This window comes from Streptomyces griseus subsp. griseus (assembly GCF_000720255.1).
Taxonomy (GTDB): domain Bacteria; phylum Actinomycetota; class Actinomycetes; order Streptomycetales; family Streptomycetaceae; genus Streptomyces; species Streptomyces griseus_I.
The window spans coordinates 40,823-65,769 of sequence record NZ_JOJE01000051.1; the positions used below are offsets into that span (position 1 = coordinate 40,823).

The following is a 24,947-nucleotide window of genomic DNA, read 5'->3' on the forward strand; positions in this document are numbered from 1 at the left end:
TGGCGGGCATGACAGTTGACGCTCTGACGGATGTCGCCGGGGTGCGCGTGGGACATGCCTCGCGCAGCGGTGACGGTTGGCTCACCGGCACCACGGTCGTGCTCGCCCCGGAGGGCGGGGCGGTCGCCGCGGTGGACGTGCGGGGCGGAGGTCCCGGCACCAAGGAGACCGACGCCCTGGATCCGCGCAACGTGGTGCGGAAGGTCGACGCGGTCGTCCTGACGGGCGGCAGCGCGTACGGGCTCGACGCGGCGTCCGGGGTGATGGCCTGGCTGGAGGAGCAGGGGCGCGGGGTGCGCGTCGGGGTGGATGCGGCGCACGTCGTGCCGGTGGTGCCCGCCGCCTGTGTCTTCGACCTGGGCCGGGGCGGCGACTTCCGGGCCAGGCCGGACGCGGCCACCGGTCGGGCGGCGGTCGAGGCGGCCGCGGCGGACGCACCGGGGGCGCGGGTGCCCGAGGGATGTGTGGGTGCCGGTACGGGGGCCGCGGTCGGGCCGCTGAAGGGCGGAGTGGGCAGCGCGAGCACCGTCCTCGACTCGGGGATCACGGTGGCGGCGCTGGTGGTGGCCAACGCGGCCGGATCGGTGCTCGATCCGGAGACGGGGGTGCTGTACGGGGAGTTGTTCCAGGCACGCCTGGAACGGCCGGAGGCGCGGGTGCACGAGGCCGCGCGGCGGCGGCTGGCCGAGGTGGCGGCGAGGAACCCGGTTCCCCCGTTGAACACCACGCTCGCCGTGGTCGCGACGGACGCGGATCTGTCCAAGGCACAGGCGCAGAAGCTGGCCGGCACGGCACACGACGGTATCGCGCGTGCCGTACGGCCCGTGCATCTGCTCAATGACGGGGACACGGTGTTCGCGCTGGCCACGGGGGCTCGTCCGCTCGCGGCCGGGGACCCGCTCGCGCTGAACGAGGTCCTCGCGGCGGGGGCGGACATGGTGACGCGGGCGATCGTGCGGGCGGTGCGGGCGGCGGAGCCGGTGGCCGGGCCGGGCGGGGAGTGGCCGTCGTACGAGGAGCTGTACGGGCGGCCGTAACTCCGCCTTCGACGCGGGCGATTGTCCCGGTTCTGTCACTGATGCCGTTTCGGGCGGTCGGCGGGAACCTCACCGGCCGCCGGTCCCCTCTTTGTCCACGGAACGGAGCGGACCACCCACATCACACGAACCTGGAGCAGCCCGTGACAACGCCTGACATAGCAGCGCGGCGTGCGCTGGCGTCCTGTGCCGCCCTGTTGGTCGGCGCACTCACCCTCACCGCCTGCGGCGGCAGCGCGAACGCCAAGGGCGATGACAAGGGCGGCAAGGGCTCGGCCGCGGCCGCCGGCGCGGAGATCGCCATCTCGGCCAAGGACGGCTCGACCGGCGCGTCGATCAACACGACCGGCGTGAAGGTCAGCGACGGCCGGCTGACCGAGGTGACGATGACGGTGGCGGGCACCGGGCACGCCGTGCCGGGGGCCATCTCCGCGGACGGCGGCTCGTGGAAGCCGAAGGAGCAGCTGGAGCGCGGGACGAAGTACGAGATCTCGGCGACGGCGAAGGGCGCGGACGGCAGGGCCACGTCCGCCCGTTCGGCCTTCACCACGATCAGCAAGGCGAACAGCTTCATCGGGACGTACACGCCGGACAACGGCACGACGGTCGGCGTGGGGATGCCCGTGTCGTTGACCTTCGACAAGGCGATCAGCCACAAGAAGGCCGTCCAGTCGCACATCACGGTGACCTCCAGCGGTGGGCAGCAGGTGGTGGGGCACTGGTTCGGGGCGCAGCGGCTCGACTTCCGGCCGCAGGAGTACTGGAAGGCCGGCTCCAAGGTCACGATGAAGATCGACCTGGACGGTGTGAAGGGCGCGAACGGCATCCAGGGCGTGCAGAAGAAGACCGTCACCTTCAGCATCGGCCGGTCGCAGGTCTCCACGGTCGACGTCGACACGCAGACGATGACGGTGGCGCGGGACGGCAGGACGATCCGTACGGTGCCGATCTCGGCCGGTAGTCCGCAGTTCACGACGTACAACGGGCAGATGGTGATCTCCGAGAAGTACCAGCAGATCCGGATGGACAGCAGGACGGTCGATCTCGCCAACGCGTACGACATCCCGGACGTTCCGCACGCGATGCGTCTGACCCAGTCGGGGACCTTCATCCACGGCAACTACTGGTACAACAAGGGCAACCCGCCCTTCGGCCACGAGGGCACCAGCCACGGGTGCGTGGGCCTTCAGGACGTGCGGGGCGCACAGGGGGACACGCCCGCCAAGTGGTTCTACGACAACTCGATGATCGGTGACGTGGTCATCGTGAAGAACTCCCCGGACAAGAAGGTGGCGCCCGACAATGGGCTCAACGGCTGGAACCTGCCGTGGAGCGAGTGGGTGGCCGGGAGCGCCGACTGACCGGATCAAGTCATGTTCGACGGGCCGAACTTGACGGGGCGACGGGCCGTGCGGGAACTTTTCGCACGGCCCCGGCGTTTTCAATGACGTACGTTTTCTCGGTTCCCGGACACGATGTCCGACCGAGGGGCTACGGTATGCACCCACAAGGTGACATGCAGCAACGCCGGGAGAAACCTTGAGCGTTCCGTACGAGACGGCAGCGTACGAACCACCCGAGTCGCCCGAGTCTCCGGAGGAGCACCTCGCGCGGCTCCTCGGCCGCGCCCTGAACAGCTTCGAACTGCCCGACGAGACGCTGTGCCGGCTGGACTGCGCGCTGGCGCACGACAGCTCACTGCACTCCGCGCACCACAGCGCGGGTCTGCACCGGGAGACCTACCGGCACACCTGGCTGCTCGCCGACGGCTCGGCCGTCACTCTGTGGGAGCTGGTGCACAACACCGGGCGGGGCAGCGAGCCGCAGCACGAGGTGTACGTCGACGAGGAGGAGCTGCGCGCGGCCACGGCGCGGCTGCCGCTGCCGCCGGACGCCCCCGACTTCGAACTGCCGGTGACGGTCCAGCTCTCCCCCGCGTTCCAGCCCCGGCACTCCTACGTGCCCGACGAGTCCGCGGACCACGGCCGCCGGCTGCTGCGCCGGGCGGAGAACGCGGACCGGCCCGGCGCCGACACCGCCGCCCTGCTGGCCACGGCGTTCGCCTACCAGATCACCCAGGCCTTCGGACGCCCCTGCCGGGCCGGCCGTATCGGGCTGGGCTTCTCGCTCTACGAGCACGCGTTCCTGCTGGCCGACGGCCGGGAGATGTCCCTCTGGGAGGTCGAGCACACGGCGACGCCCGACGGGCGGCACATGTGCGAGGTGTACGACACGGAGGACGCGGCACGCGAGGCGATGGAGCGGCGGGCCGCGCAGGTCTCCTGAGGCGCCGCGGGCATCCGCGCCCCCGAGGGGCCGCCGTGCTAGCCGCGGTCGTTCAACTGCCGTATCAGGACCGCGAAGGTGTCCCGTTCCGCCGGGGTGAGTTCGACGGCCTCGCGGTGGGGGCCGGTCTGCCGTTGGTCCGGGACGGCGTACAGGGCGGCGGAGCCGGTGTGCCAGACGGTGACCTCGGCGCGGGCCCGGCGCAGCATGCGGATCAGGCCGACCAGCCAGGCGACGGAGACCAGGGCGAGGAAGGCCACGCCCGTCAGCTGGAGGATCGAGACGTGCTGAGGCATGCGTCCCAGTAGACACCACGGCCCGGGACTTTGGCCCCGGACCGTGATGTATCTCGCAGGTGGTGTGAACGACTCACACCGCGTCAAAAGCGCGCAGAGCGGTGGCCCTCAGGCGGCGACCGGCTGCTTCGCCTGCGACGCCGAGCCGGCCGCACCGTCCTGCGCGGCTCCGGCGGCCGTGGTGCCCGCGGCCGGCTTGCGCAGGCCCTTGAGGACGACGACCAGCGCGGTGGTGACCCCCACGCCCGCGGCGATGGCGACCAGGTACAGGAACGGGTTGCCGATCAGCGGGACCACGAAGATGCCGCCGTGCGGGGCGCGCAGGGTGGCGCCGAAGGCCATCGACAGGGCGCCGGTGATCGCGCCGCCGACCATCGAGGACGGGATGACGCGCAGCGGGTCGGCGGCGGCGAACGGGATCGCGCCCTCGGAGATGAAGGAGGCACCCAGGACCCAGGCGGCCTTGCCGTTCTCGCGCTCGGTCGGCGTGAAGAGCTTGCCGCGCACGGTCGTCGCCAGCGCCATGGCCAGCGGCGGGACCATACCGGCCGCCATCACCGCGGCCATGATCTTCATCGCGGAGTCGCTCGGGTTGGAGACGGCGATCCCGGCGGTGGCGAAGGTGTACGCGACCTTGTTGACGGGGCCGCCGAGGTCGAAGCACATCATCAGGCCGAGCAGGGCGCCGAGCAGGACGGCGTTGGAGCCGGTGAGGCCGTTCAGCCAGTCGGTCAGACCCTTCTGCGCCTCGGCGATGGGCTTGCCGATCACGACGAACATCAGGAAGCCGACCACCGCCGAGGAGATCAGCGGGATCACCACCACCGGCATGATGCCGCGTACCGCCGCCGGGATCTTAACGCGCTGGATCGCCAGCACCACACCACCGGCGATCAGACCGGCGGCCAGACCGCCCAGGAAGCCCGCGTTGATGGTCACCGAGATCGCACCGCCGACGAAGCCGGGCACGAGGCCGGGCCGGTCGGCCATGCCGTAGGCGATGTAACCGGCGAGGACCGGGACCAGGAACCCGAAGGCGACGCCGCCGATCTGGAAGAGCAGCGCGGCCCAGCTGTCGGTCTGGGTCCACACGAAGTGGTCCATGACCGACGGCGCCTTGTTGATCTTGTAGCCGCCGATCGCGAAGCCGAGGGCGATCAGGAGTCCGCCCGCGGCGACGAACGGGACCATGTAACTGACGCCGGACATCAGCCACTTGCGCAGCTTGGTGCCGTAGCCCTCGGTGGAGTCTCCGGCGCGCTCGACGGGCGTCGCACCCGGAGCGCCGGCGGTGACCTCGCCGCGCTCGGCCTTGCCGCGCACCTCGCTGATCAGCTCTCCGGGCCGGTTGATGCCGGCCTTCACACCGACGTCGACGGTGGGCTTGCCGGCGAAGCGGTCCTTCTCCCGTACGGGCACGTCGTGAGCGAAGATCACGGCGTCCGCGGCCGCGATGACCGCCGGGTCCAGCCGGGTGAAGCCCGCCGAGCCCTGGGTCTCCACGACGAGTTCGACACCCGCCTCGCGGCCGGCGTTCTCCAGCGACTCGGCCGCCATGTAGGTGTGGGCGATGCCGGTGGGACACGAGGTGACGGCGACGATCCGGAACGGCCGCTCCTCCGCGGCCTGCTCCTCGGTGGCGGCCGGGGCCGCGACCGTGGCGGCGTCGGCGGAGGCCGCCGCCGACGCCGCCACGGAGTCTTCGGAACGCGCCGTTTCGGCTTCGGTGGACCCGGCGTCTGCGGGCTCGTCCCCGCGGATCAGCGCGGCCGCCTCGGCCGCCGCGTCCACGGACCGCAGCGCGGCGGTGAACTCGGCGTTCATCAGCTGCCGGGCCAGCGACGAAAGGATCGTCAGGTGGGCGTCGTCGGCGCCGGCCGGCGCGGCGATCAGGAAGATCAGGTCGGCGGGGCCGTCCGCCGCGCCGAAGTCGATCCCGGCTGTGCTGCGCCCGAAGGCGAGCGTCGGCTCGGTGACGTACTCACTGCGGCAGTGCGGGATGCCGATGCCACCGTCGAGGCCGGTGGGCATCTGTGCTTCGCGCGCGGCCACGTCGGCGAGGAAGCCGTCCAGGTCGGTCACCCGGCCCAGGGCCACCATGCGCTCGGCGAGGGCACGCGCCGCCGCTTCCTTGGTATCGGCGGACAGGTCGAGGTCGACCAGGTCCGCGGTGATCATGTCGCTCATCGCGGGCTCCTTCGCACGCGTATCGCCCGGCAGGGGGGATGGGCGGGAGAGGGGACGGGGGTGCTGTGGGGGGTGACGAGAGGGGTGGGGGTGGGGGCGAGGGCGTGGGGGATGGCGGGTAACACGGAGCCTCGCCACTCCGGGGCAGCTGACCGAGCGGTCGTGGCCCGGCGAACGGCCGCGGCTGAGCAAGCGGTCGTAGCACGACCAACGGCCGCGGCTGACCGAGCGGCGGCTGAGCAAGCGGCCGTAGCACGACCAACGGCCGCGGCTGAGCAAGCGGCCGTAGCACGACCAACGGCCGCGGCTGAGCAAGCGGTCGTAGCTGAGCGGACGTTCATGCCACCGGCTCCTTCAGTACGCGGTCCACCGGCACCCGGGCCGTGACCGTCACCGCCGCGAGGTCCAGGTCGCCCGGCTCCGGCATCACGCTGCCGGGCAGCTGCACGGCGGCCGCGCCGTGCGCGACGGCGGAGGCGAGCGCGTCGGGCCCGCTGCCGCCGGCGATCAGGAAACCGGCGAGCGAGGAGTCGCCGGCGCCGACGTTGCTGCGTACGACGTTTACCCGCGCGCTGCCGAACCAGGCGCCGTCGGCGTTCACGAGCAGCTGCCCATCGGCGCCCAGGCTCGCCAGGACGGCACCCGCGCCCATCGCGCGCAGCTGCTCGGCCGCCTTCACGGCGTCGCCCACGGTGGCCAGCGGGCGCCCGACGGCCTCCGCGAGCTCCTCGGCGTTCGGCTTCACCACGTCGGGCCGCTCGCGCAGCGCCGCGAGGAGAGCGGGGCCGGAGGTGTCCAGGGCGATACGCGTGCCGGCGGCGTGCGCACGGGCGACCAGGTCGGCGTACCAGGACGGCGCGAGGCCCCGGGGCAGGCTGCCGCAGCAGGCGATCCAGGCGGCGTCGCGGGACTGCTCGCGCACGGTCTCCAGGAGCAGTTCCTGCTCGGCGTCGGACAGCTCGGGTCCGGGAGCGTTGATCTTCGTCAGGACCCCGTCGGACTCCGCGAGCGCGATGTTGGAGCGGGTGGCCCCGGCGACCGGCACCGGCGCGACCTCGATGCCCTGCGCGTCGAGCAGGTCGGCGACGAGTGCGCCCGGCGCACCACCCAGGGGCAGGACGGCGACCGTGCGCTGCCCGGCGGCCGCGACGGCGCGCGAGACGTTCACGCCCTTGCCGCCGGGGTCCATGCGCTCGCCGGTGGCGCGGATGACCTCGCCGCGGTCGAGGGACGGGACCTCGTAGGTGCGGTCCAGGGACGGGTTCGGGGTGACGGTGAGGATCATGCGCGCACTACTTCCGTGCCGCCGCGCTCGATCGCGACGGCGTCTTCGGGGGACAGCCCGCTGTCGGTGATCAGCAGGTCCACGTCGCTCAGGCCGGCGAAGCGGGCGAAGTGCTCCTGGCCGTGCTTGGCGGAGTCGGCGAGCAGCACGACCCGGCGGGCGGCGGCGACGGCGGCCCGCTTCACGGCGGCCTCGGCGAGGTCGGGGGTGGTCAGACCGTGTTCCGCGGAGAAGCCGTTGGCCGCCACGAAGAGGACGTCCGCCCGGATCTCCCCGTACGCCCGCAGCGCCCAGGCGTCCACGGCGGCGCGCGTACGGTGCCGTACGCGCCCCCCGACGAGGTGGAGCTGCATGCCGGGGTGGTCCGCGAGGCGGGCCGCGATCGGCAGGGAGTGCGTGACGACGGTGAGTTCGGCCTCCAGCGGCAGTGCGGCCGCAAGGCGCGCGATCGTCGTACCGGCGTCGAGGATCATGGTGCCCTCGGTGGGCAGCTCGGCGAGGGCCGCCTTGGCGATGCGGTCCTTCTCGTCGGCGGCGGTCGACTCCCGCTCGGCGATGTCCGGCTCGAAGTCGAGCCGCCCGACCGGGATGGCCCCGCCATGCACCCGGCGGACCAGGCCGGCGCGGTCGAGGGCCTTCAGGTCCCGGCGGATCGTCTCCGCCGTGACCTGGAACTCCTCGGCCAGCGACACGACATCCACCCGACCGCCGTCACGGGCGAGCCGGAGAATCTCCTGCTGCCGCTCCGGTGCGTACATGTCCGTTCGCCTCCGACCGATGCCCGAACTTGTGGTTTCGGTGGGAGGCTACGCCCGGATTTCCGGAAAGTAAACAGGTTCGGGCTTCACTCGGACATGAACGGACTTCACGGCGGGACTTCACGGTGGGCCCCGGTGCGCCCCGGTTGGCCTCAGCCCACCAGTTCGGACGTCCGCTTCCCCGCCGGAAGCGGCTCCTCGGCCGCGCCCTCGATGTGCTGGGCCGGGCGCTTGGGGAGGGCGAACATCACGACGAAGATGGTGACGAGGACCGCGGCGACCCAGCCGAGGGCGTGCTTGAAGGCGTTGACGAACTCGGGGCCGACCCGGTCCGGGGCCAGGTTGTCGTCGATGACGCCGAAGAAGACCACGGAGACCAGGCCCAGGCCCAGGGCGTTGCCCATCTGCTGGACGGTGTTGATGAGGCCGGACGCTGAGCCGGCGTGTTCGCGGGGAACCTCGGAGAGGACCGCGTCGGTGAGCGGGGCGACGATCAGGCCCATGCCGGCGCCCATCACGACCAGCGGGAGAGCCATCTGCCAGGAGGTGATGGACATGCCGTACCGGTCGGACTCCCAGATGTAGAGCAGGACACCCGCCGCCATCAACAGCGCGCCCGCCTGGAGCACCTTGCGGCCGAAGCGCGGGACCAGTTTCTGGACGGACAGTCCGGCCGCCGTGGAGACGGCGATGGAGAAGGGCACGCCCGTCAGGCCCGAGCGCAGGGCACTCCAGCCGAGGCCGATCTGCATGTACAGCGTCCAGACCAGGAAGAAGACGCCGAGCCCGACGCCGAAGACGGTCTGCACAGCGATGCCGGCCGCGAAGCTCTTCACCTTGAACAGCGACAGCTCGATCAGCGGCGAGCCGTCCCGGGCCGCCTTGCGCCGCTCGTACGCCACCAGCCCCGCGAAGACGACGAGCGAACCGGCCATCGAGAGGTACCCCCACAGCGGCCAGCCCAGCTCACGGCCGCGGGTGAGCGGGTAGAGCAGCATCAGCAGGCCGAGGGTGACCAGGGCGACCCCGACGAGATCCAGTTTCAGCGCCCTCGGAGCCTTGGACTCGGTGATGAAGCGGGTGCCGAGGACCAGGCCCAGGATGCCGACGGGCAGGTTGATCAGGAAGATGGGCCGCCACTCGAGGCCGAAGAGGTTCCACTGCGTGAGCAGTGCGCCGAGCAGCGGTCCGGAGACCGCGCCCAGGCCGACGATCGCGCCGAAGAGCCCGAACACCTTGCCGCGCTCGTGCGCCGGGAAGGTGGCGTGCACGATCGACAGCACCTGCGGCACCATCAGCGCCGCCATCGCGCCCTGGAGGATACGGGCGGCGACCAGCATCTCCGGGTTCGCGGCGAGGCCGCAGAGGGCGGAGGCGAGGGTGAAGCCGCCGATGCCCGCGAGGAACAGGCGCTTGCGGCCGTGGATGTCGCCGAGGCGGCCGCCAGTGATCAGGCCCGCGGCGAAGGCGAGGGCGTAGCCGGCGGTGATCCACTGGATCTGGCTGAAGGAGGCGCCGGCGTCGCGCTGGATCGACGGGATCGCGATGTTCACGATGGTGACGTCGACGAGGTCCATGAAGGCGGCGGTCATCACGATCGCGAGGGCGAACCAGCGGCGGCGGTCGCCCGGGGTGTCCGTTTCACCCCGGCCGGCGGTGGTGCGGATGGTGTCCGTTGAGGTCATGGGACGAAGTTAGAACGCCAATAGGTCTGATCGTGACCTACTTGTGCGCGATTCTCACTCTCATGACAACGGACACTCCGGCTCGACTCCTGCAGCTACTGTCCCTGCTCCAGACGCCCCGTGAATGGCCCGGCGGTGAGCTCGCCGATCGGCTCGGGGGGTCCCGCCGTACCGTGCGTCGGGACATCGACCGGTTGCGGGAGCTGGGGTATCCCGTGCAGGCGAGCATGGGGGCCGACGGGGGGTACCGGCTGGTGGCCGGCAAGGCGATGCCGCCGCTCGTGCTGGACGACGAGGAGGCGGTGGCGATCGCGGTGGGGCTGCGGGCGGGGGCCGGGCACGCGCTGGAGGGGGTGGACGAGGCGTCGGTGCGGGCGCTGGCCAAGCTGGAGCAGGTGCTGCCGTCCCGGCTGCGGCACCGGGTGACCACGTTGCAGGCCGCGACCACGCCGCTGACCAGTGGGGACGGGGCGAGCATCGCGCCCGAGACGCTGACCGTCATGGCGGGGACGGTGGCGGGGCGGGAACGGTTGCGGTTCGCCTATCGGGCGGGGGACGGGAGTACGTCGCGGCGGCTGACCGAACCGTATCGGCTGGTGTCGACCGGGCGGCGCTGGTATCTCGTCGCGTACGACCTGGACCGGGCGGACTGGCGGACGTTCCGCGTCGACCGGGTGAGCGAGCCGTTCGCGACCGGGGCTCGGTTCACTCCACGAGAGGTGCCGGAGGGGGACGCGGCGGAGTATCTGCGGCGGTCGATCCGGCGGCGGCAGGACGCGGGCGAGGCGGAGTACGACTTCGAGGTGGTCTTCCGGGCCTCGGCGGAGGTGGTCTCGGCGCGGCTGTGGGGGGCGCTGGGGACCCCGGAACCGCTGGAGGGCGAGGGAGAAGGGGGCGAGGGAGAAGGGGGCGAGGAGTCGTGCCGGCTGCGGGGGCGGACGGCGGAGCCGGTGGAGTGGCTGGCGGTCCGGCTCGCGATGGTGGGGTGCGAGTTCTCCGTACGGGGGCCTGCGCAGTTGGCGGAGCGCGTACGGGAGTTGGGGGCGCGGTTGAGCCGAGCTGGGGGTGGAGGGTGAGGCGGCTCGGGGTGGCCGCGGCACGTGCTCGGCAGGGCGTGCGCGGGGTGTGGGTGGGTGCGTGGCAGAATCGGGCGTTCGGGTGGGTCACCCCGTGGTTCAGGTACGGGGTGGCCCGCCCTTTGGTGTGCCGCGGGAGAAGTAGAGCCGGGCTCCGGCGCCCGGGGGGGGGAGAGCGCCGGAGCCCGGCTCGGGGAAAGTCCCGGCGCCGGGGGGATTGCGTCGGGACTTGGTCTTGGGGCCCGGGTGGAGGTCCCGGGAGGGGGAGGAACTGGCCTTTCGTGGAGTCTTGTTCCCGGAGACCAGGGTTTGAAGCGGCCTTACCTCGCCATGTTTACGCGGGCTTTGCCACCCGGCGCACGCCCTCGGCGCGGCATCGTCCGCCGGACCACCGCCCGCACCGCCGGCCTACGCACTGGAGACCTGCGCACCACCGGCCTGCGCACTGGAGACCTGCGCACCACCGGCCTGCGCACCAGCGACCTGCGCACCACCGGCCTGCGCACCAGCGACCTGCGCACCACCGGCCTGCGCACCAGCGACCTGCGATCTGGCGGATGCGCTCGCGGGTGAGGCCGTGCTCCTTGCCGACCTCGGTCAGCGTGCGTTCCCGGCCGTCCTCGATGCCGTACCGCATCTTGATGATGGAGGCCGTGCGCTGGTCGAGGCGGCCGATGAGGTCGTCGAGGCCCTCGCTGCGCAGCAGGGTGAGGACGGACTGCTCGGGGGAGACCGCCGACGTGTCCTCCAGGAGGTCGCCGAACTGCGTCTCGCCCTCGTCGTCCACCGACATGTTCAGCGAGACCGGGTCACGGGCCCAGTCGAGCACGTCGATCACGCGCTCCGGCGTGGAGCCGAGCTCCGCGGCGATCTCCGCGGGCTCCGGGTCGCGGCCGTTCTCCCGGTTGAACTCGCGCTGTACGCGGCGGATCCGGCCGAGCTCCTCCACGAGGTGGACGGGCAGGCGGATCGTGCGGGACTGGTCCGCTATCGAGCGGGTGATCGCCTGGCGGATCCACCAGGTCGCGTACGTCGAGAACTTGAAGCCCTTGCGGTAGTCGAACTTCTCGACCGCGCGGACCAGGCCGGCGTTGCCCTCCTGGATCAGGTCGAGCAGGGGCAGGCCGCTGCGGGGGTAGCGGCGCGCCACGGCGACGACCAGGCGGAGGTTGGAGCGGATGAAGACGTCCTTGGCCCGCTCGCCCTCGGCGACCAGGGCCTCGAGCTCCTCACGGGTGGCGTCCGCCTTGGACTCCTCGTACCCGTCGAGGACCTGGCGCGCGAATACCCCCGCTTCGATGGTCTGCGACAGCTCGACCTCCCTGGCGGCGTCGAGCAGCGGCGTGCGCGCGATCTCGTCGAGGTACATGCCGACCAGGTCGCGGTCGGCGATCTCGCCGCCATGGGCGCGAACACTGCTTGCCGAGTCGACCGTCTCGCCGGAGGCGGACTGACGACGGGCGACGGCACGGGTTGCCATGCGTGCTCCCTTGCGATTGGTGGGTGGTCAGCGGGTGGTCCCTCGGACGCCGGACACCTGTCTGTTGTCTTCAGCGCTCGGAGCGCTCTATGACTCCTCAACGCTCCGGACTCTTGTCGAGTGCCCTGCATCCGAAGGAAACAACGACTGGAATCAGGACAGAATTCCCGCCTGCCCCCCGATTCTTCTGATCATGCAGTACCCTGTCCGGCCACATGAGGAGGAGCGATGCCGCCCGAGCGGGCAGAGGTGCAGGTCAGGCCAGGAGTCGAGGCGGACCTCGACGCCCTCACGGATCTCTACAACCACTACGTGCGTGAGACGTCCATCACATTCGACACTGCGGCCTTCACGGCGGAAGAACGCCGCCCTTGGCTGCTCTCCCACCCTGAAGACGGGCCGTACCGGCTGATGGTTGCCAGGGACACGGACTCACAGGAGATCCTGGGCTACGCCACATCCAGCCCTTACCGGCCGAAGGCCGCGTACTCGACCTCGGTGGAGGTCACGGTCTACGTCGCCCCGTACGCGGGCGGGCGCGGCATCGGCACGCTCCTGTACAAGGCGCTCTTCGAGGCGCTCTCCGGCGAGGACGTGCACCGCGCCTACGCGGGCATCGCACAGCCGAACGAGGGGTCCGTCCGGCTGCACGAGCGCTTCGGCTTCCGCTACGTCGGCACGTACCACGAGGTGGGCCGCAAGTTCGGCCGCTACTGGGACGTCGCCTGGTACGAGAAGAAGCTCTGAGCTGTTCTCCGGCAGCCCCAGCCGATCCGCGGCGACCGCCTCGGTCGAAGTGGAGCAACCGTCTCGGCCGAACTGGAGCGTCCGTCTCAGCCGAACTGGAGCGACCGCTTCGCCAGCCCCATCCAGAAGCCGTCGATCACGGACTTCTGTGCGTCGAGCTCCCCGTCGGCCTCCGCCGCGCCCATGGTGACGAACAGGGGGGCGAAGTGCTCGGTGCGCGGGTGGGCGTAGCGGCCGGCCGGGGCCTTGTGGAGGAAGTCCAGCAGGCCGTCCCAGTCGCGGGTCTCCAGGGCGCGGCGGCCCCAGTCGTCGAACTCCGCGGACCAGCTCGGCACGCCCGGGCCGGTGTGGCGCAAGGCGGCCAGGTTGTGGGTGAAGAAGCCGGAGCCGACGATCAGCACACCCTCGTCGCGCAGCGGCGCGAGCTTGCGGCCGATCTCCATCAGCCGCACCGGGTCGAGGGTCGGCATGGAGACCTGGAGCACCGGGACGTCGGCCTCGGGGAACATCTCGACGAGCGGCACGTACGCGCCGTGGTCGAGGCCGCGGTCCGGTATGTCCTGGACGGGGATGCCGGGGGCGCGCAGCAGCTTGCGCACGGATTCGGCCAGTTCCGGCGCGCCGGGGGCTCCGTAGCGGACCTGGTAGTAGTGCTCGGGGAAGCCCCAGAAGTCGTAGACGAGGGGGACGGTCTCGGTGGCGCCGAGGGCCAGCGGGGCCTCCTCCCAGTGGGCGGAGACCATCAGGATCGCCTTGGGCCGCGGCAGGTCGGCGGACCACTTGGCGAGCTGACCGGGCCAGATCGGGTCGTCCGCCAGCGGCGGCGCGCCGTGACTGAGGTACAGGGCGGGCATGCGCTCCTGGGTTGCGGCGGACATGGCGGCGACTCCTTCCGGAGGTGGGTTCGAGGGAGGCCCTGAACGTTGCTTGAAACCTAAAGCATTACCCCATGCACACTACAGCCACTTAGTTCAAGTTTCAAGGACGTAGCCTTTACAGTGGGATACATGAACACGGCATCCGCATCCGCTGAAGAGCCGCAGTGGCTCACCGCCGAGGAGCAGCGCGTCTGGCGCTCCTACCTGCACGCCACCACTCTCCTCGAGGACCATCTCGACCGCCAGCTCCAGCGTGACGCGGGCATGCCGCACATCTACTACGGCCTCCTCGTCAGCCTCGTCGAGGCTCCGAAGCGCCGGCTGCGCATGACGGAGCTGGCGATGAAGTCGAAGATCACCCGGTCCCGGCTCTCCCACGCCATCGCCCGCCTGGAGAAGAACGGCTGGGTGCGGCGCGAGGACTGCCCCTCCGACAAGCGCGGTCAGTTCGCCGTGCTGACGGACGCCGGCCTGGAGGTGCTGCGGCGTACCGCGCCGGGGCATGTGACCGCCGTACGGCAGGCGCTGTTCGACCGGCTGAGCCCGGAACAGCAGAAGTCCCTCGGCGAGATCATGCAGATCGTCGCCGAGGGACTTCAGCCCAACGAAGCGGGTGCGGACCTGCCCTGGCTGCGCTGAGCGCGCGGCCGGGGCAGGTCCTGGGAACCGTAAGGACGAGACGTCCCCTTCCTCGTCCGTACGGAGGGCCCGAAGGGGTACGGCCGAGAGGCCGCCGTCAGTGGGCGACCACCGGCACCGGCACCTCGTCCGCGGCCTCGGCCCCGGAACCGGTCACGGCGGTGGTGCCCGGCCGACCGGCGTTGATCAGGGTCAGGGCGATGCCCGCGGCCACCACGAGGATGCCTACGGCGAACCAGATCGCGCTGGTGTAGCCCTGCACCATGCCCTCCAGCTGGACCAGCTGCTGCTGGGGCTTGGAGGCCGCCGAGCCGATGTGGTCCTTGATGTACGACGTCGTCGCGGAGGCGGCGATCGTGTTCAGCAGGGCGGTACCGATCGCGCCGCCCACCTGCTGCGAGGTGTTGACCATCGCGGAGGCGACACCGGCGTCCCGCGCCTCGACGCCCTGCGTGGCCAGGGCCATGGCCGGCATGAACGCCGTACCCATGCCGAGGCCGAGCATCAGCATCGCCGGCAGCAGCAGGGCGGCGTAGGAGGAACCGATCTCCAGCTGGGTCAGCAGGAGCATGCCCACGGCGGCGACCAGGAAGCCGGGGCCCATCAGCAGCCGGGGCGCGACCCGGGTCATCAGCCGGGCGCCGATCTGCGTGGACCCGGTGATCATGCCCACGATCATCGGCAGGAAGGCGAAGCCGGTCTTCACCGGCGAGTAACCCTTCACGACCTGGAGGTAGTAGGTCAGGAAGAGGAACAGACCGAACATCGCGATGATCGCCAGGCCCAGCGAGAGGTAGACACCGCCACGGTTGCGCTCGGTGACCACGCGCAGCGGCAGCAGCGGGGCCTTGACCTTGGACTCGACGAGCACGAAGGCGAGCAGCAGGACACCGGAGGCGACGAACATGCCGATGGTCAGGGAGTCGCTCCAGCCCTCGGACTCGGCGCGGGTGAAGCCGTAGACGAGAGACACCAGGCCCAGGGTGGACAGGATCACGCCCGGGACGTCGAGCGGCGAGCGGTTGCGGCCGCCCTCCGGCTCACGGATGACGAAGTAGGCGCCGGCCGCGGCGACGATCGCGAACGGGATGTTCACGAAGAACGTCCAGCGCCAGTCCAGGTACTCGGTGAGGAAGCCGCCGAGGATCAGACCCACGGCACCGCCGCCACCGGCGATCGCGCCGTAGATGCCGAACGCCTTGGCGCGCTCCTTGGCGTCGGTGAACATCACGGCGAGCAGGGAGAGCGCGGCGGGCGCGAGCAGTGCGCCGAACGCGCCCTGGAGCGCGCGGGCGCCGAACATCATCGCCTCGTTGGTGGCCGCGCCGCCCAGCGCGGATGCCGCGGCGAAGCCGCCCAGGCCGACGACGAAGGCGCGCTTGCGGCCCCACAGGTCGGCGATACGGCCGCCGAACAGGAGGAGTCCGCCGAAGGCGAGGGCGTAGGCCGTGACGACCCACTGCCGGTTGCCGTCGGATATGCCCAGGTCCTGCTGGGCGGAGGGCAGGGCGATGTTCACGATGGTCGCGTCGAGGACGACCATCAGCTGGGCGAGCGCGATGAAGACGAGCGCTTTCCAGCGGTTGGCGTCCGGGACGCCTGGAGCCTTTACGGCTGTTTCAGACATAGGGGTACCCACTTCGGGACTTCGTGACGGAAGAAGACGTCCTGAAGGACGGCTCCGGGGGACGGCTCGTCGGCCTCGGCGGCCGTGAGCTGTGTGTGGTGACTTGGAGAGTGGCGACTTGGAGAGTGGCGACTTGGAGTGTGGTGACTTGGAGTGTGGTGACTCGGATGTCGCGCTGAACTGATCGGTCAGGCCTGGCGCAGATCCTCCAGGGTCGTCGCCGTGCCCGGCAGGACAGAACGGGCCGGGGCCCGCAGTCCGTCCAGGAACAGCTGAAGATGGCGGTGTACGAAGCGGTCGGCGCTGAGACAGCCGGTGCCGGCCGGGGGCCGGCTCAGCTGGGCCACGACGACCATCAGGTCACCGACGTCCACGTCGGCGCGGAGCTGCCCGGCCGCCTGAGCGCGGGCCATGACCTCCTGGATGATCCGCTCGGCCCGCTCGCGCGCGGCGACCAGGTCGGCGTGGTTCTCGTCGAAGGTGCTGGAGATCATCGGGCACAGCGCGCTGATCCGCTCGTCGGCGGCGGTGTGCACGAAGCGCTCCAGAGCCTCGAAGGCGTCGCTGTTCTCGGCGAGGGCGGTCTCGGCGGCCCGCACGGTGCGGTCCATGACCGAGCAGACGACCTCGCGCACGAGCGCGTCGCGGTCCGGGAAGTTGCGGTACACCGTGGCATTGCCGACACCGGCCCGGCGGGCGATCTCGTCGAGCGGCACCTCGGGGCCGTGCTCGACGAACATCTCCCGGGCGGCGGTGACGATCCGCTCCCGGTTGCGCAGGGCGTCGGCGCGCGGCCGGGGCGCCTTGCGCTGTTCGGCGGTCGCGGTCTGCACGGTGTACTCCTCGGTTCTTGGTTCGGCGCCGGGTTCGGCGCCTAATTCAGTGCTGCTTGGTTCGGTGCTGCCTGGTTCGGTACTGCCTGGTTCGGTGCTTGTTCGGCGACCGAGCTGGTGATCCGGGGACAAGGTCCCCGTTTCGCTCGGACACATGGCTAAACGGGGATTCGGTCCCCGGATATTTCCCACGCGCGCCACGTTTTTCTGTGACCTGAGCCACATCCCGCCTTGGGGCCGCCTTCCCGGCCGAGCCCGGTCGAGACCTGGGCCGCGGTCAGGGCAGACACCCGGCCGGCGCCCGGCCCGAGGCCCCACGATCGGCCCCCTCCAACGCGCGTCCCCGACCACCCCGACACAGGGTGATCGAGAGGGTGCAGTCGGTGACCGGTGCGGCTGCCCGGAGCGGAAGGGCCCACGCATGCTGCCGCAGTCGCAGCCGACCAACCGTCGGATACGCCCGCGCCGTGTGGCCGCCCTCGCCTCCGTCACCGCCCTGACCTTCGCCGTCAGCACCTCGGCCGGTTCCGGACACCTCAGCCCGAGCACCACGACCGCCGGCGCCACCCCTGTGACGGCGTCCCACACCTCCGCCCTCAGCGCCTGCATGATCAGCGGCAGCCCGGTCGTCCAGATGTCCGAGGGCATCCCGACCCTCCCCGGCTACGCCCGCTCCACCGGGGTCGTCCGCGCGCTGACCGTCATGGTCGACTTCTCCGACGCCCCCGGCCAGGGCAGCGCGCTCGACCGCTTCGGCGAGTTCTTCCCCAGGACCCAGGAATGGTTCCGCACCAGCTCCTACGGCCGGCTCGACTACCGTCCCGACGCACCGATCCGCGACTGGCTGCGCATGCCGAAGCCGTTCCGGGCGTACGGCATAGAGCGCGGCGCGCCCTTCGACCCCGGCTACCGCACGCTCGTCCAGGACATCGTGGCCGCCGCCGACCCGACGGTCGACTTCCGGGCGTACGACCTGCTGAACGTACTGGTCACTCCGAACGCGGGGCCGTCCGCGCTCGACACGGTCCTGTCGGTGACCTTCGCGGGCAACACGGAGGCACCGATCGCCGACGGCGTCCCCGTGGCGAACGCCTCCTTCGTCTACTCCCGCCAGGACGACGGCTCCGGCTCCTACACACAGACCGGCTACCGCGTCCTGCCGCACGAGAACGGCCATGTCTTCGGACTGCCCGACCTGTACACCCAGGAGGGCGGGGGCGCGGTCGGGCACTGGGACATCATGAGCGAGGACTGGGGGGCCAACAACGACCTGCTCGGCTGGCACAAGTGGAAGCTGGGCTGGCTGGACGGCACGCAGATCGGCTGCGCGGCGCTGCCCGGGACGTCGCAGTACACACTGACCCCGCTGGCCCGGGCCGGCGGGGTCAAGCTCGTCTTCGTCCCCGTCGACCCGCGTACGGGGTACGCCGTCGAGCTGCGCACCCGGGAGGGCAACGACGAGGCGGTGTGCCGGCCGGGTGTGCTGATCTACCGCGTCGACGCGGACATCGACACCGGCATGGGCCCGGTCACCGTCTACGACTCCCAGCACGACACCGGCGGCTGCAGCCGCAGCCCCAACGTCCACGCCGAACTCTCCGACGCTCCCCTCGTCCCCGGCGAGAGCTTCGTCGACTCCCGCCGCGGCATCCGCATCACCGTGGTGGCGGCGGACGCGGCAGGAAATCATCGGGTGCTGATCACGCGACGGTGAGGGGCGCTCCGGGGCACGGGGGCGGGGTGCACAGAGGTGCGTGGAGGTGTGGAGGTGTGGAGGTGTGGAGGCGGATTACCGTAGGGCTGCCGGGGACGCCGTAGCGGAGAATCGATGATCGTGAGGACGAGCGTGGATGCCACGCCGGGTGGTGGGGAGGTGGGCGCGGATTCCGTCGTGCCGCCGGCCGAGGCGGTCACGCCGCTCGTGCGCGGAGCCGCCGTGCTGGTGGAGCTGACCGAGGCGGGCGGCACGCTGAGCCTGAGCGCCCTGGAGCGGGCCACCGGGCTCGCACGGTCCACCGTGGACCGGATCACGGCGACCCTCGCCCGCATGGGGTACGTCCGGCTCGACGGCCGGGACGCGGTGCTGGCCCCGCGTGTGATGGAGCTGGGCAACGCCTACCTCGCGGCCCTGCGCCTGCCCGCGCTGCTCGACGAGCGCGCGGACGCCCTCGCCGACGAGCTGGACGAGTCGGTGTCGCTGGCGGTCTCCGACCGCGACGGCATCCGTTTCATCCATCAGGCCACCCGCCGCCGGGCGATGTCCCTCAGCTTCCGCATCGGCGATCTGCTCCCCGCCGAACGCACCGCCCCCGGGCCCCTGTTCGCCACCGAGTGGACCGACACCGACTGGCACCGCTGGCGCGAGCGCCGGGCGGCGGACCCTCAGGACCGCGGCTTTCCCGCCGTACCGCCGAGGGAACGCCCCAGCCGGGACGAGGAGTTCGAGCGTGCCGCGGCCCGGGCCGGGCGGGACGGTTTCGCGCTGGACGACCAGCTGATCGAGCCGGGTCTGGTCGCCGTTTCGGTACCGGTACGGGACCCGCGCACCGGTCGGATCGCCTGCGTGGCCAGCGTCGTCAGCCACACCAGCCGGCATCCTGCGGCCGGGCTGCGCGACACGCTGCTGCCCCGGCTGCGGGCGGCCGTCGATGTCATGCGGGACGACCTGCGTGAGGCGCCCGCCCCTGAGCCGGGGGCCGGGCCGATGGGCCTCGCGACCTGGACCGGAGCCTCCAAGCAGGAACTCGGCCGCGAGTTCGTCGAGTCCCTCGCCCGTGGCCTGACCGTCCTGACCGCGTTCGGCGAGGGCCGGGCCGAGCTGACGCTCACGGACGTCGCGAAGGCGACGGGGCTGGCACGGGCGACGGCACGCCGGGCGCTGATCACCTACGAGCACCTCGGCTTGGTGACCCGCCCGACCGACCGTACCTTCGCCCTCACGCCCAGGGTCCTGTCCCTGGGCTTCCCGCCCCTCTCCCGCACCTCCCTCCCCCAGATCGCGACCCCGCATCTGACGGAACTGGCCCAGCGGATCCAGGAGTCGACGTCACTGGCGGTCCTGGTCCCGAGCGCGACCGGTGATGCAGGCAGGGTCGGCGGGACCGGCTCCGGCCCGGAGATCCAGTACACCGCCCGGGCCTCCACCAGCCGTGTGATGACCGTCAACATCGCCCTCGGCACCCGGCTGCCGGCGTACGCCACCTCACTGGGCAGGGTCCTCCTCGCGGACCTGCCGGCCGCGCAGCGCGATCTGGGTCCACTGCACGCGCTGACCTCCCGCACGGTGACGGACCCCACCGCCCTCGCCTACGCCCTGGAGGACGTACGGGCCCAGGGGTACGCCCTGGTGGACGAGGAGTTGGAGGCGGGCCTGCGTTCGATCGCTGTGCCGGTGCGCGACCGTACGGGACGGGTCGTGGCCGCCCTCAACACGGCGATGCATCCGGCCCGGCGCACGCTCGAAGCGTGCCTGCACGACCTCCTGCCCGAACTGACCGCGACAGCCGACCGCATCCAGTCCGACCTCCACGTGGCCGAGCGCTTCACACACGTCGCGCTGTCTTGACGGGGCGGGGCCTTCCTCGGTTGCGCCGGCCAGCGTTGCAACATCAACCGCCAGACGCCGTCGCAGCCGACGTCCCGCTTCAATGAATAGCCTATTTTTTTCTCGGCTTCATCCCTTTCCGGCTCAGCGTGGGCGTGCGTTCCGGTTCTGACTGATGTTCAAGTATTCCGGCCTACGTGATGAACGACTACCAGGTCGTGGTGAAGTCCGACGGCAGCCCACTCACCCTGAACGGCAACCCCCTCCTGGACAAGACCGACCCGAACATGCTCGCCAGGGAGAAGTTCGTGCTCGGCCGGCTCATGAGCCGCCTCGCCGCCGTCGACACCGCGCACACCGTCGTCGGCATCCAGGTGCTGAACGAACCGAACGTGTCGAGGCAGCAAGGCGGTGAGTCCATCGCCCGGAGTTTCAGCACCTACAGCACCGACCTGTGGAACAGCGGCGGATACACCGACACGACGAAGTTCCGCAAGGACGTGCTGCTGAACTACCTGACCCAGCTCGGACAGGTGATCAAGCAGTCGGACTACTCGGTGTACACCCGGACCAACATCGCCGGCATCGGGGACACGGTGCCGGTCGCCGAGAACGAGGTCCTCAGGAGCCAGGGAACGGCGACCATCGACTTCTTCGGAAAGGACCCGTACACCAAGAATTTCGACACGCTCTACAACTACGGGCAGGACGGCACCTGGGCCCAGGGGAAGAACTTCCCCATGGTCATGGAGAACTACGGTGGATCCTCGACGGCGGACGTCGAGAAGTTCAACGCCATCGCCGGCAACGCCGTCCACAATCTGTACGCCGCCCTGGACCCGGACTCCAGCACCGGCATCAGCGACCACGGCCTGTACAACTGGAGGCCCGACACCAAGGTCGTCACCCGCAAGACCCCCTCCCTCAAGGTCGCCCGGCTCAACCGCGCGCTGAAGAAGATCCACCGGGACCTCGCCGGCAGGACTCCGGTGGAACGCGGGGGAACCACCCTGCAGACCTTCAACCGGAACGCGACCGCGAGCGCCACGACCACCAAGCCCCTGGGCGGCGTCGACATCACCTTCACGACGTCCATCGGTGCGCAGGCATCCGGCGTCCGGCGCGGTGCGGCCGAGTTCGCCTTCGCCACCACGACGGAGGCCACGTTCACGTTGCCGGGAACCATCGGTGTCGTACGGTCCGTCGAGGTCGGCCAGTACGATGCGAACGACACCTGGGTGAAGTCCGGCACGAAGGCGTACAGCACCGTGTCCGGGAACACCGAGATCACCCTGGCGACCGAGGAGTGCGTCCGGGTCTCGTACCTCGTCAGCGGCGCGCGGTACAAGCTGAGGAACACATCCTCGGGCAAGTACCTCGACACCGACGCGGACGGCGCGGTCATCGTCGCGTCCGGCACCGTCTACGACGACCAGGACTGGATCGTCGCCAAGGACTCGTCCGGTGCCTGGACCATCAAGAACGTGCGAACGGGGCGCCTGTATCTGGAGACCGTCGCCACCGACAACAACGTCATCTACAACACCGGCACCGTCGCGGACGCCTCGCTCTGGAGTTGGAAGGGGTCGCGGCAGGCGGGCTCCGTGTCAGGAACACCCACACGGGAAGGGCCTACCTGTACGGGAGCTCCGCGGGTGAGGCGAAGTGGAACACGGGAACGCAGGACGCGAGCACGGTCTGGGAGTTCCAGCCGAGGTAGCCGCCCCCGTCGTCCCCTCTCCCGCGAGGCCGTGCGATCACGTTCCGGGTGGTCATGGGCGTCTTCGAGGTCACCGGCGGCCTCATCACCGCCTGGCGCGACTACTTCGACTCCGCCGAGCTCGCCGAGCTCCCCTCGGTCCTCGGCCAGTAGAGCCCGCTGGCGGCGAGCGGCCATGAGGGCGGGCAGTACCCTCTCCACGATGAAACCCCCAGGTCGAAGACGTGGGGGTTTCACGGTCATCTTCCGGTGGTCCGTGCCGGCCGAGACGCTCAGCGCGTCACTGGCGGCCGCTGCAGCGGAAGTTGGCGGCGTCGTTCGTGCTGCCGTGTCCGTCGTAGCGGGCTACGGCCGGCCACCGGCACAGCGGCCTGCTCATGGGCCCGTTCTCGGCGCGCAGTGTGGTGGGGGCCATGCCGTGTTCGACCCACTTCACCAGAGCCGCCAGTGGGTCGGCCGGGGCGGCGCCGGACCCGCCCCTGCAGTGGCCCACGCCGGGGGCCGTGAAGAGGCGGGCGAACTGCTCGGTCTTCGCCCGGCCGCCCATCGCGGCGGTGACCTGCTCGTAGTACCTGATCGTTCCCTGGGGAGGGATCAGCTGGTCGGCCAGACCGTGCCAGAGGAGCAGTTTGCCGCCGGCGGCACGGAAGGCGCTCAGGTCGGGGTCGTCCGTGCCGACCACGGGGCCCCACTCCTGACGGGACTGGCCGAAGTACTGAGCGAAGTTCGCCAGGGTCAGGCGGTGCCAGTCGAAGGACGGGTCCTTCGCCAGCCAGTAGGTGAACCAGCCCGACGCGAGGGGCGTCGGGACTCCGTCACCGTTCGCGGTGGCGGCGAGTCTGGCGAACGAGGCGCCGGGCAGGATTCCGTACCACAGGCGGCGACCGTCCGGGCGTCGCGGCCCGTCCCAGATCTTTTTCACCACGGCCGCGTCCTTGGCCGTGATCGTGCCGCAGGGGGTCACGGTGCCGACCAGCGAGGTGGGGTTGAAGCGGCAGGTCCGGGGGTCCGCGATGACACCGTCGGTCACGCCGTCCCGGCTGTCGCACGCTGCTGTGACCGCCTTGTTGACCGCGTCGAACTTGCACGAGGGCACGAAGTCGCCGAGCTCGTGCATCACGACCTGGGGCCACATCGCCGCGGGGAGGAACCGGTCTGCCTGGATCGCCGGCGCGCCGGCCAGGATGCCGTCGTAGTCGCGGGGCTGGACCTGCGCTTCCTGGAGACCTTCCCTGCCGCCGTTGGAGCAGCCGTTCCAGTACGAGTAGGTGGGCGACTTCCCGTAGAACGCCTGGGTGACGGCCTTGCCCTTGACAGTCGTCTCGTGCAGCGCACGCGAGATGAAGTCGTTGATCAGGGACGAGTTCATGCCGGTCGGGGACCAGGCCCACGAGGCGTCGCTGGAGTCGGCGGTATGACCGGAGTCGGAACCCGCGGCGGCGTAACCGGTCTTCGCCGCGCTCTCCGTGTCCGGGATGGAGCCGTTGAAGCCACCGCCTCCCACCCCTTGGAAGCGCCCGTTCCAGGTGGCGACGGGCAGTGACACGCGCATGTGGATGTTCTGGGGAACCAGCAGTTCGACGTTGCAGATCGCCGGAGTGGTGGTGGTCTGCGAGACGCTGGTGACCGTCGTGCCGTCCGGAAAGCGCAGAGCCGTGAGGCTCTCGCAGGACCGGACCGGCTGGCCGGGTCTTGTGTTTGCGGCCGCGCTCGCCCCGTGGACCGGCATGGCGCAGAGCCCTGCCGCGAGGATCAGAGATCCGGAGATCGCGAGCCGGCGTCGGACGGGGCCTCGCGGGGATGGTGCATGCTCGGCGCTGCCGGCTGAAGGCTTCCACTTCATGCCCGCTCACCTCCCTCTTTCTTTCTTGGCTGGGCGGTTGGGGCCGGTCAGCGGTCGGCCGGCTCGTGGATGTCGGAGGGGATCGGGTCGGCGTACAGTGCGGCGATGTCCGCGTCGTACTTCTCGGCGACCTTCTGCCGCTTGAGCTTCAAGGTGGCGGTGAGTTCATCGCTCGTCGCGTCCCAGTACGCGGGAATCACCCGGAAGCGCTTGACCTGCTCCACGCGTGCCAGCCGGCTGTTGCCCTCGGCCACCGCGGCTCGCAAGGCGTCGATCAGCAGGGGGTTGCGGGCCAGGGAGCGCGGGTCCGGCTGCAGCCCGTGCCCGGCGGCGAAGGCCGCCGCGGCCTCGGCGTCCAGGACGAGCAGCGCGGTGATGTAGGGGCGGCTGTCGCCGATGGCCACAGCGGTGCCGATCAGGGGGCTGGCGGTGGTGAGGGCCGTCTCGACCGTGACGGGCGAGATGTTCTTGCCCCCTTCGTTGATGATCAGGTCCTTCTTGCGGTCGACGATGGTCAGGTAGTCGTCCGCGTCGGACACGATGACGTCGCCCGTGTGGAACCAGCCGTCCCGGTCGAAGGCTTCGCGGGTCCGGTCGGGGTCGTTGCGGTACCCCTTCGCCACCGACGGCCCCCGCACCAGGAGTTCGCCGTCGGCGGCCCGGCGTGCTTCCAGGCCGGGCAGCAGTGTGCCGATGCTGCCGAAGCGTGCCCGCGCGGGCGGGCTGACGGCACCGAAGCAGCTCAGCTCGGACATGCCCCAGCCCTCGCAGATGGGGACGCCGAGCGCCGCGAAGAATTCGAGGGTCGCCGGCGGCGTGGGTGCCGCGCCGGTCACCGCCCACCGCACCTGGTCCAGCCCCAGACGGGACCGCAGGGCCGACAGGACGCCGGCGTCCGCCTCGGCGTACGCGGCGGCGAGCTCGTCGTCGACCGGCTTGCCCGCCTGCAGCAGGCGCGTACGCCTGAGGCCTGTCTCCAGCACCGCCCCGACAGCCCCCCGCCGCCCCGCGTCCGGCTCGCTCTCG

Annotated in this window: 19 protein-coding genes and 2 pseudogenes; 10 read left to right on the forward strand and 11 right to left on the reverse strand. The window is 70.9% G+C overall.

Annotated elements, in window-relative coordinates; translation table 11 throughout:
* The first annotated feature begins 8 nt into the window (after positions 1-8).
* The 3 genes from IG99_RS38845 to IG99_RS38855 all read left to right on the forward strand — a co-directional run bounded on the left by IG99_RS38845 (position 9) and on the right by IG99_RS38855 (position 3,323).
* The gene (locus IG99_RS38845; RefSeq protein WP_037682796.1) at positions 9-1,037 is read left to right on the forward strand and encodes a P1 family peptidase; all 1,029 of its coding nucleotides are present in this window, start codon (positions 9-11) and stop codon (positions 1,035-1,037) included.
* A 143-nt stretch (positions 1,038-1,180) separates the two neighbouring features.
* Positions 1,181-2,398, forward strand: a complete 1,218-nt coding sequence (locus tag IG99_RS38850; RefSeq protein ID WP_037682798.1) for a L,D-transpeptidase — start codon at positions 1,181-1,183, stop codon at positions 2,396-2,398.
* A gap of 178 nt (positions 2,399-2,576) precedes the next feature.
* Positions 2,577-3,323, forward strand: a complete 747-nt coding sequence (locus tag IG99_RS38855) for a DUF6227 family protein (protein WP_037682799.1) — start codon at positions 2,577-2,579, stop codon at positions 3,321-3,323.
* A 38-nt stretch (positions 3,324-3,361) separates the two neighbouring features.
* Here IG99_RS38855 and IG99_RS38860 read toward each other — a convergent pair whose 3' ends face one another.
* The 5 genes from IG99_RS38860 to IG99_RS38880 form a co-directional block, all read right to left on the reverse strand.
* Positions 3,362-3,619 carry a hypothetical protein gene (locus tag IG99_RS38860; RefSeq protein WP_037682802.1) on the reverse strand — a complete coding sequence of 86 codons (258 nt, stop codon included), beginning with the start codon at positions 3,617-3,619 and terminating at the stop codon, positions 3,362-3,364.
* Positions 3,620-3,727: 108 nt separating this feature from the next.
* A complete protein-coding gene (locus IG99_RS38865) occupies positions 3,728-5,806 on the reverse strand; it encodes a PTS fructose transporter subunit IIABC (protein WP_037682804.1) in 2,079 nt (692 codons plus the stop codon).
* A gap of 337 nt (positions 5,807-6,143) precedes the next feature.
* A complete protein-coding gene (gene pfkB, locus IG99_RS38870; protein ID WP_037682806.1) occupies positions 6,144-7,091 on the reverse strand; it encodes a 1-phosphofructokinase in 948 nt (315 codons plus the stop codon).
* Positions 7,088-7,849 carry a DeoR/GlpR family DNA-binding transcription regulator gene (locus tag IG99_RS38875; RefSeq protein ID WP_037682807.1) on the reverse strand — a complete coding sequence of 254 codons (762 nt, stop codon included), beginning with the start codon at positions 7,847-7,849 and terminating at the stop codon, positions 7,088-7,090. Before IG99_RS38875 ends, pfkB begins: the two co-directional genes overlap by 4 nt.
* A 152-nt stretch (positions 7,850-8,001) precedes the next feature.
* Positions 8,002-9,534, reverse strand: coding sequence for an MFS transporter (locus IG99_RS38880; protein ID WP_037682808.1), 1,533 nt, complete (start codon positions 9,532-9,534; stop codon positions 8,002-8,004).
* A 62-nt stretch (positions 9,535-9,596) separates the two neighbouring features.
* Here IG99_RS38880 and IG99_RS38885 point away from each other — a divergent pair, with 62 nt between their 5' ends.
* The gene (locus tag IG99_RS38885; RefSeq protein ID WP_037682842.1) at positions 9,597-10,610 is read left to right on the forward strand and encodes a helix-turn-helix transcriptional regulator; all 1,014 of its coding nucleotides are present in this window, start codon (positions 9,597-9,599) and stop codon (positions 10,608-10,610) included.
* Between the two features lie 547 nt (positions 10,611-11,157).
* Here the strand turns inward: IG99_RS38885 and IG99_RS38890 are convergent.
* Positions 11,158-12,090 (reverse strand): annotated as a pseudogene (locus IG99_RS38890) (sigma-70 family RNA polymerase sigma factor); the annotation flags it as partial.
* 228 nt (positions 12,091-12,318) lie between these two features.
* Here IG99_RS38890 and IG99_RS38895 point away from each other — a divergent pair.
* On the forward strand, positions 12,319-12,837 hold the full coding sequence (locus IG99_RS38895) for a GNAT family N-acetyltransferase (protein WP_037682809.1): 519 nt from the start codon (positions 12,319-12,321) through the stop codon (positions 12,835-12,837).
* A gap of 86 nt (positions 12,838-12,923) precedes the next feature.
* On the opposite strand, the gene IG99_RS38900 is transcribed toward IG99_RS38895, so the two are convergent.
* Positions 12,924-13,715: a dioxygenase family protein gene (locus tag IG99_RS38900; RefSeq protein WP_037682810.1), complete on the reverse strand. Its 792-nt coding sequence runs from the start codon at positions 13,713-13,715 to the stop codon at positions 12,924-12,926.
* Positions 13,716-13,844: 129 nt separating this feature from the next.
* Here IG99_RS38900 and IG99_RS38905 point away from each other — a divergent pair, with 129 nt between their 5' ends.
* Entirely contained in the window at positions 13,845-14,354 is a 510-nt protein-coding gene (locus IG99_RS38905; RefSeq protein WP_037682813.1) for a MarR family winged helix-turn-helix transcriptional regulator, read from the forward strand.
* A gap of 97 nt (positions 14,355-14,451) precedes the next feature.
* Here IG99_RS38905 and IG99_RS38910 read toward each other — a convergent pair whose 3' ends face one another.
* Both IG99_RS38910 and IG99_RS38915 read right to left on the reverse strand, forming a co-directional pair.
* Positions 14,452-15,981 carry an MFS transporter gene (locus IG99_RS38910; protein WP_037682815.1) on the reverse strand — a complete coding sequence of 510 codons (1,530 nt, stop codon included), beginning with the start codon at positions 15,979-15,981 and terminating at the stop codon, positions 14,452-14,454.
* 188 nt (positions 15,982-16,169) lie between these two features.
* The gene (locus tag IG99_RS38915) at positions 16,170-16,814 is read right to left on the reverse strand and encodes a TetR/AcrR family transcriptional regulator (protein WP_037682818.1); all 645 of its coding nucleotides are present in this window, start codon (positions 16,812-16,814) and stop codon (positions 16,170-16,172) included.
* 421 nt (positions 16,815-17,235) lie between these two features.
* Here IG99_RS38915 and IG99_RS38920 point away from each other — a divergent pair, with 421 nt between their 5' ends.
* From IG99_RS38920 to IG99_RS46720, 4 genes and pseudogenes are all read left to right on the forward strand, one after another.
* Entirely contained in the window at positions 17,236-18,528 is a 1,293-nt protein-coding gene (locus IG99_RS38920; protein WP_199815705.1) for a M6 family metalloprotease domain-containing protein, read from the forward strand.
* 114 nt (positions 18,529-18,642) lie between these two features.
* Entirely contained in the window at positions 18,643-20,379 is a 1,737-nt protein-coding gene (locus IG99_RS38925) for an IclR family transcriptional regulator domain-containing protein (RefSeq protein WP_037682821.1), read from the forward strand.
* 302 nt (positions 20,380-20,681) lie between these two features.
* Positions 20,682-21,815 (forward strand): annotated as a pseudogene (locus IG99_RS52225) (DUF4978 domain-containing protein); the annotation flags it as partial.
* 317 nt (positions 21,816-22,132) lie between these two features.
* Complete coding sequence (locus IG99_RS46720) at positions 22,133-22,231, forward strand: limonene-1,2-epoxide hydrolase family protein (RefSeq protein ID WP_078948177.1); 99 nt, start codon at positions 22,133-22,135, stop codon at positions 22,229-22,231.
* A gap of 127 nt (positions 22,232-22,358) precedes the next feature.
* Here IG99_RS46720 and IG99_RS38940 read toward each other — a convergent pair whose 3' ends face one another.
* Positions 22,359-23,807, reverse strand: coding sequence for a tannase/feruloyl esterase family alpha/beta hydrolase (locus IG99_RS38940; protein WP_051866471.1), 1,449 nt, complete (start codon positions 23,805-23,807; stop codon positions 22,359-22,361).
* 161 nt (positions 23,808-23,968) lie between these two features.
* Positions 23,969-24,947, reverse strand: a 979-nt coding sequence (locus IG99_RS38945; RefSeq protein ID WP_037682848.1) for an AMP-binding protein, incomplete at its 5' end; no start/stop codon positions are given.

What these genes read in the sequence shown, in the direction of transcription:
- IG99_RS38875 (WP_037682807.1), bottom strand. Translation starts at nt 7,849, where the DNA reads ATGTACGCACCGGAGCGGCAGCAGGAGATTCTCCGGCTCGCCCGTGAC.
- IG99_RS46720 (WP_078948177.1), top strand. Translation starts at nt 22,133, where the DNA reads ATGGGCGTCTTCGAGGTCACCGGCGGCCTCATCACCGCCTGGCGCGAC.
- IG99_RS38895 (WP_037682809.1), top strand. Translation starts at nt 12,319, where the DNA reads ATGCCGCCCGAGCGGGCAGAGGTGCAGGTCAGGCCAGGAGTCGAGGCG.
- IG99_RS38880 (WP_037682808.1), bottom strand. Translation starts at nt 9,534, where the DNA reads ATGACCTCAACGGACACCATCCGCACCACCGCCGGCCGGGGTGAAACG.
- IG99_RS38940 (WP_051866471.1), bottom strand. Translation starts at nt 23,807, where the DNA reads ATGCCGGTCCACGGGGCGAGCGCGGCCGCAAACACAAGACCCGGCCAG.
- IG99_RS38925 (WP_037682821.1), top strand. Translation starts at nt 18,643, where the DNA reads ATGATCGTGAGGACGAGCGTGGATGCCACGCCGGGTGGTGGGGAGGTG.
- pfkB (WP_037682806.1), bottom strand. Translation starts at nt 7,091, where the DNA reads ATGATCCTCACCGTCACCCCGAACCCGTCCCTGGACCGCACCTACGAG.
- IG99_RS38900 (WP_037682810.1), bottom strand. Translation starts at nt 13,715, where the DNA reads ATGTCCGCCGCAACCCAGGAGCGCATGCCCGCCCTGTACCTCAGTCAC.
- IG99_RS38910 (WP_037682815.1), bottom strand. Translation starts at nt 15,981, where the DNA reads ATGTCTGAAACAGCCGTAAAGGCTCCAGGCGTCCCGGACGCCAACCGC.
- IG99_RS38905 (WP_037682813.1), top strand. Translation starts at nt 13,845, where the DNA reads ATGAACACGGCATCCGCATCCGCTGAAGAGCCGCAGTGGCTCACCGCC.
- IG99_RS38860 (WP_037682802.1), bottom strand. Translation starts at nt 3,619, where the DNA reads ATGCCTCAGCACGTCTCGATCCTCCAGCTGACGGGCGTGGCCTTCCTC.
- IG99_RS38885 (WP_037682842.1), top strand. Translation starts at nt 9,597, where the DNA reads ATGACAACGGACACTCCGGCTCGACTCCTGCAGCTACTGTCCCTGCTC.
- IG99_RS38865 (WP_037682804.1), bottom strand. Translation starts at nt 5,806, where the DNA reads ATGAGCGACATGATCACCGCGGACCTGGTCGACCTCGACCTGTCCGCC.
- IG99_RS38845 (WP_037682796.1), top strand. Translation starts at nt 9, where the DNA reads ATGACAGTTGACGCTCTGACGGATGTCGCCGGGGTGCGCGTGGGACAT.
- IG99_RS38920 (WP_199815705.1), top strand. Translation starts at nt 17,236, where the DNA reads ATGCTGCCGCAGTCGCAGCCGACCAACCGTCGGATACGCCCGCGCCGT.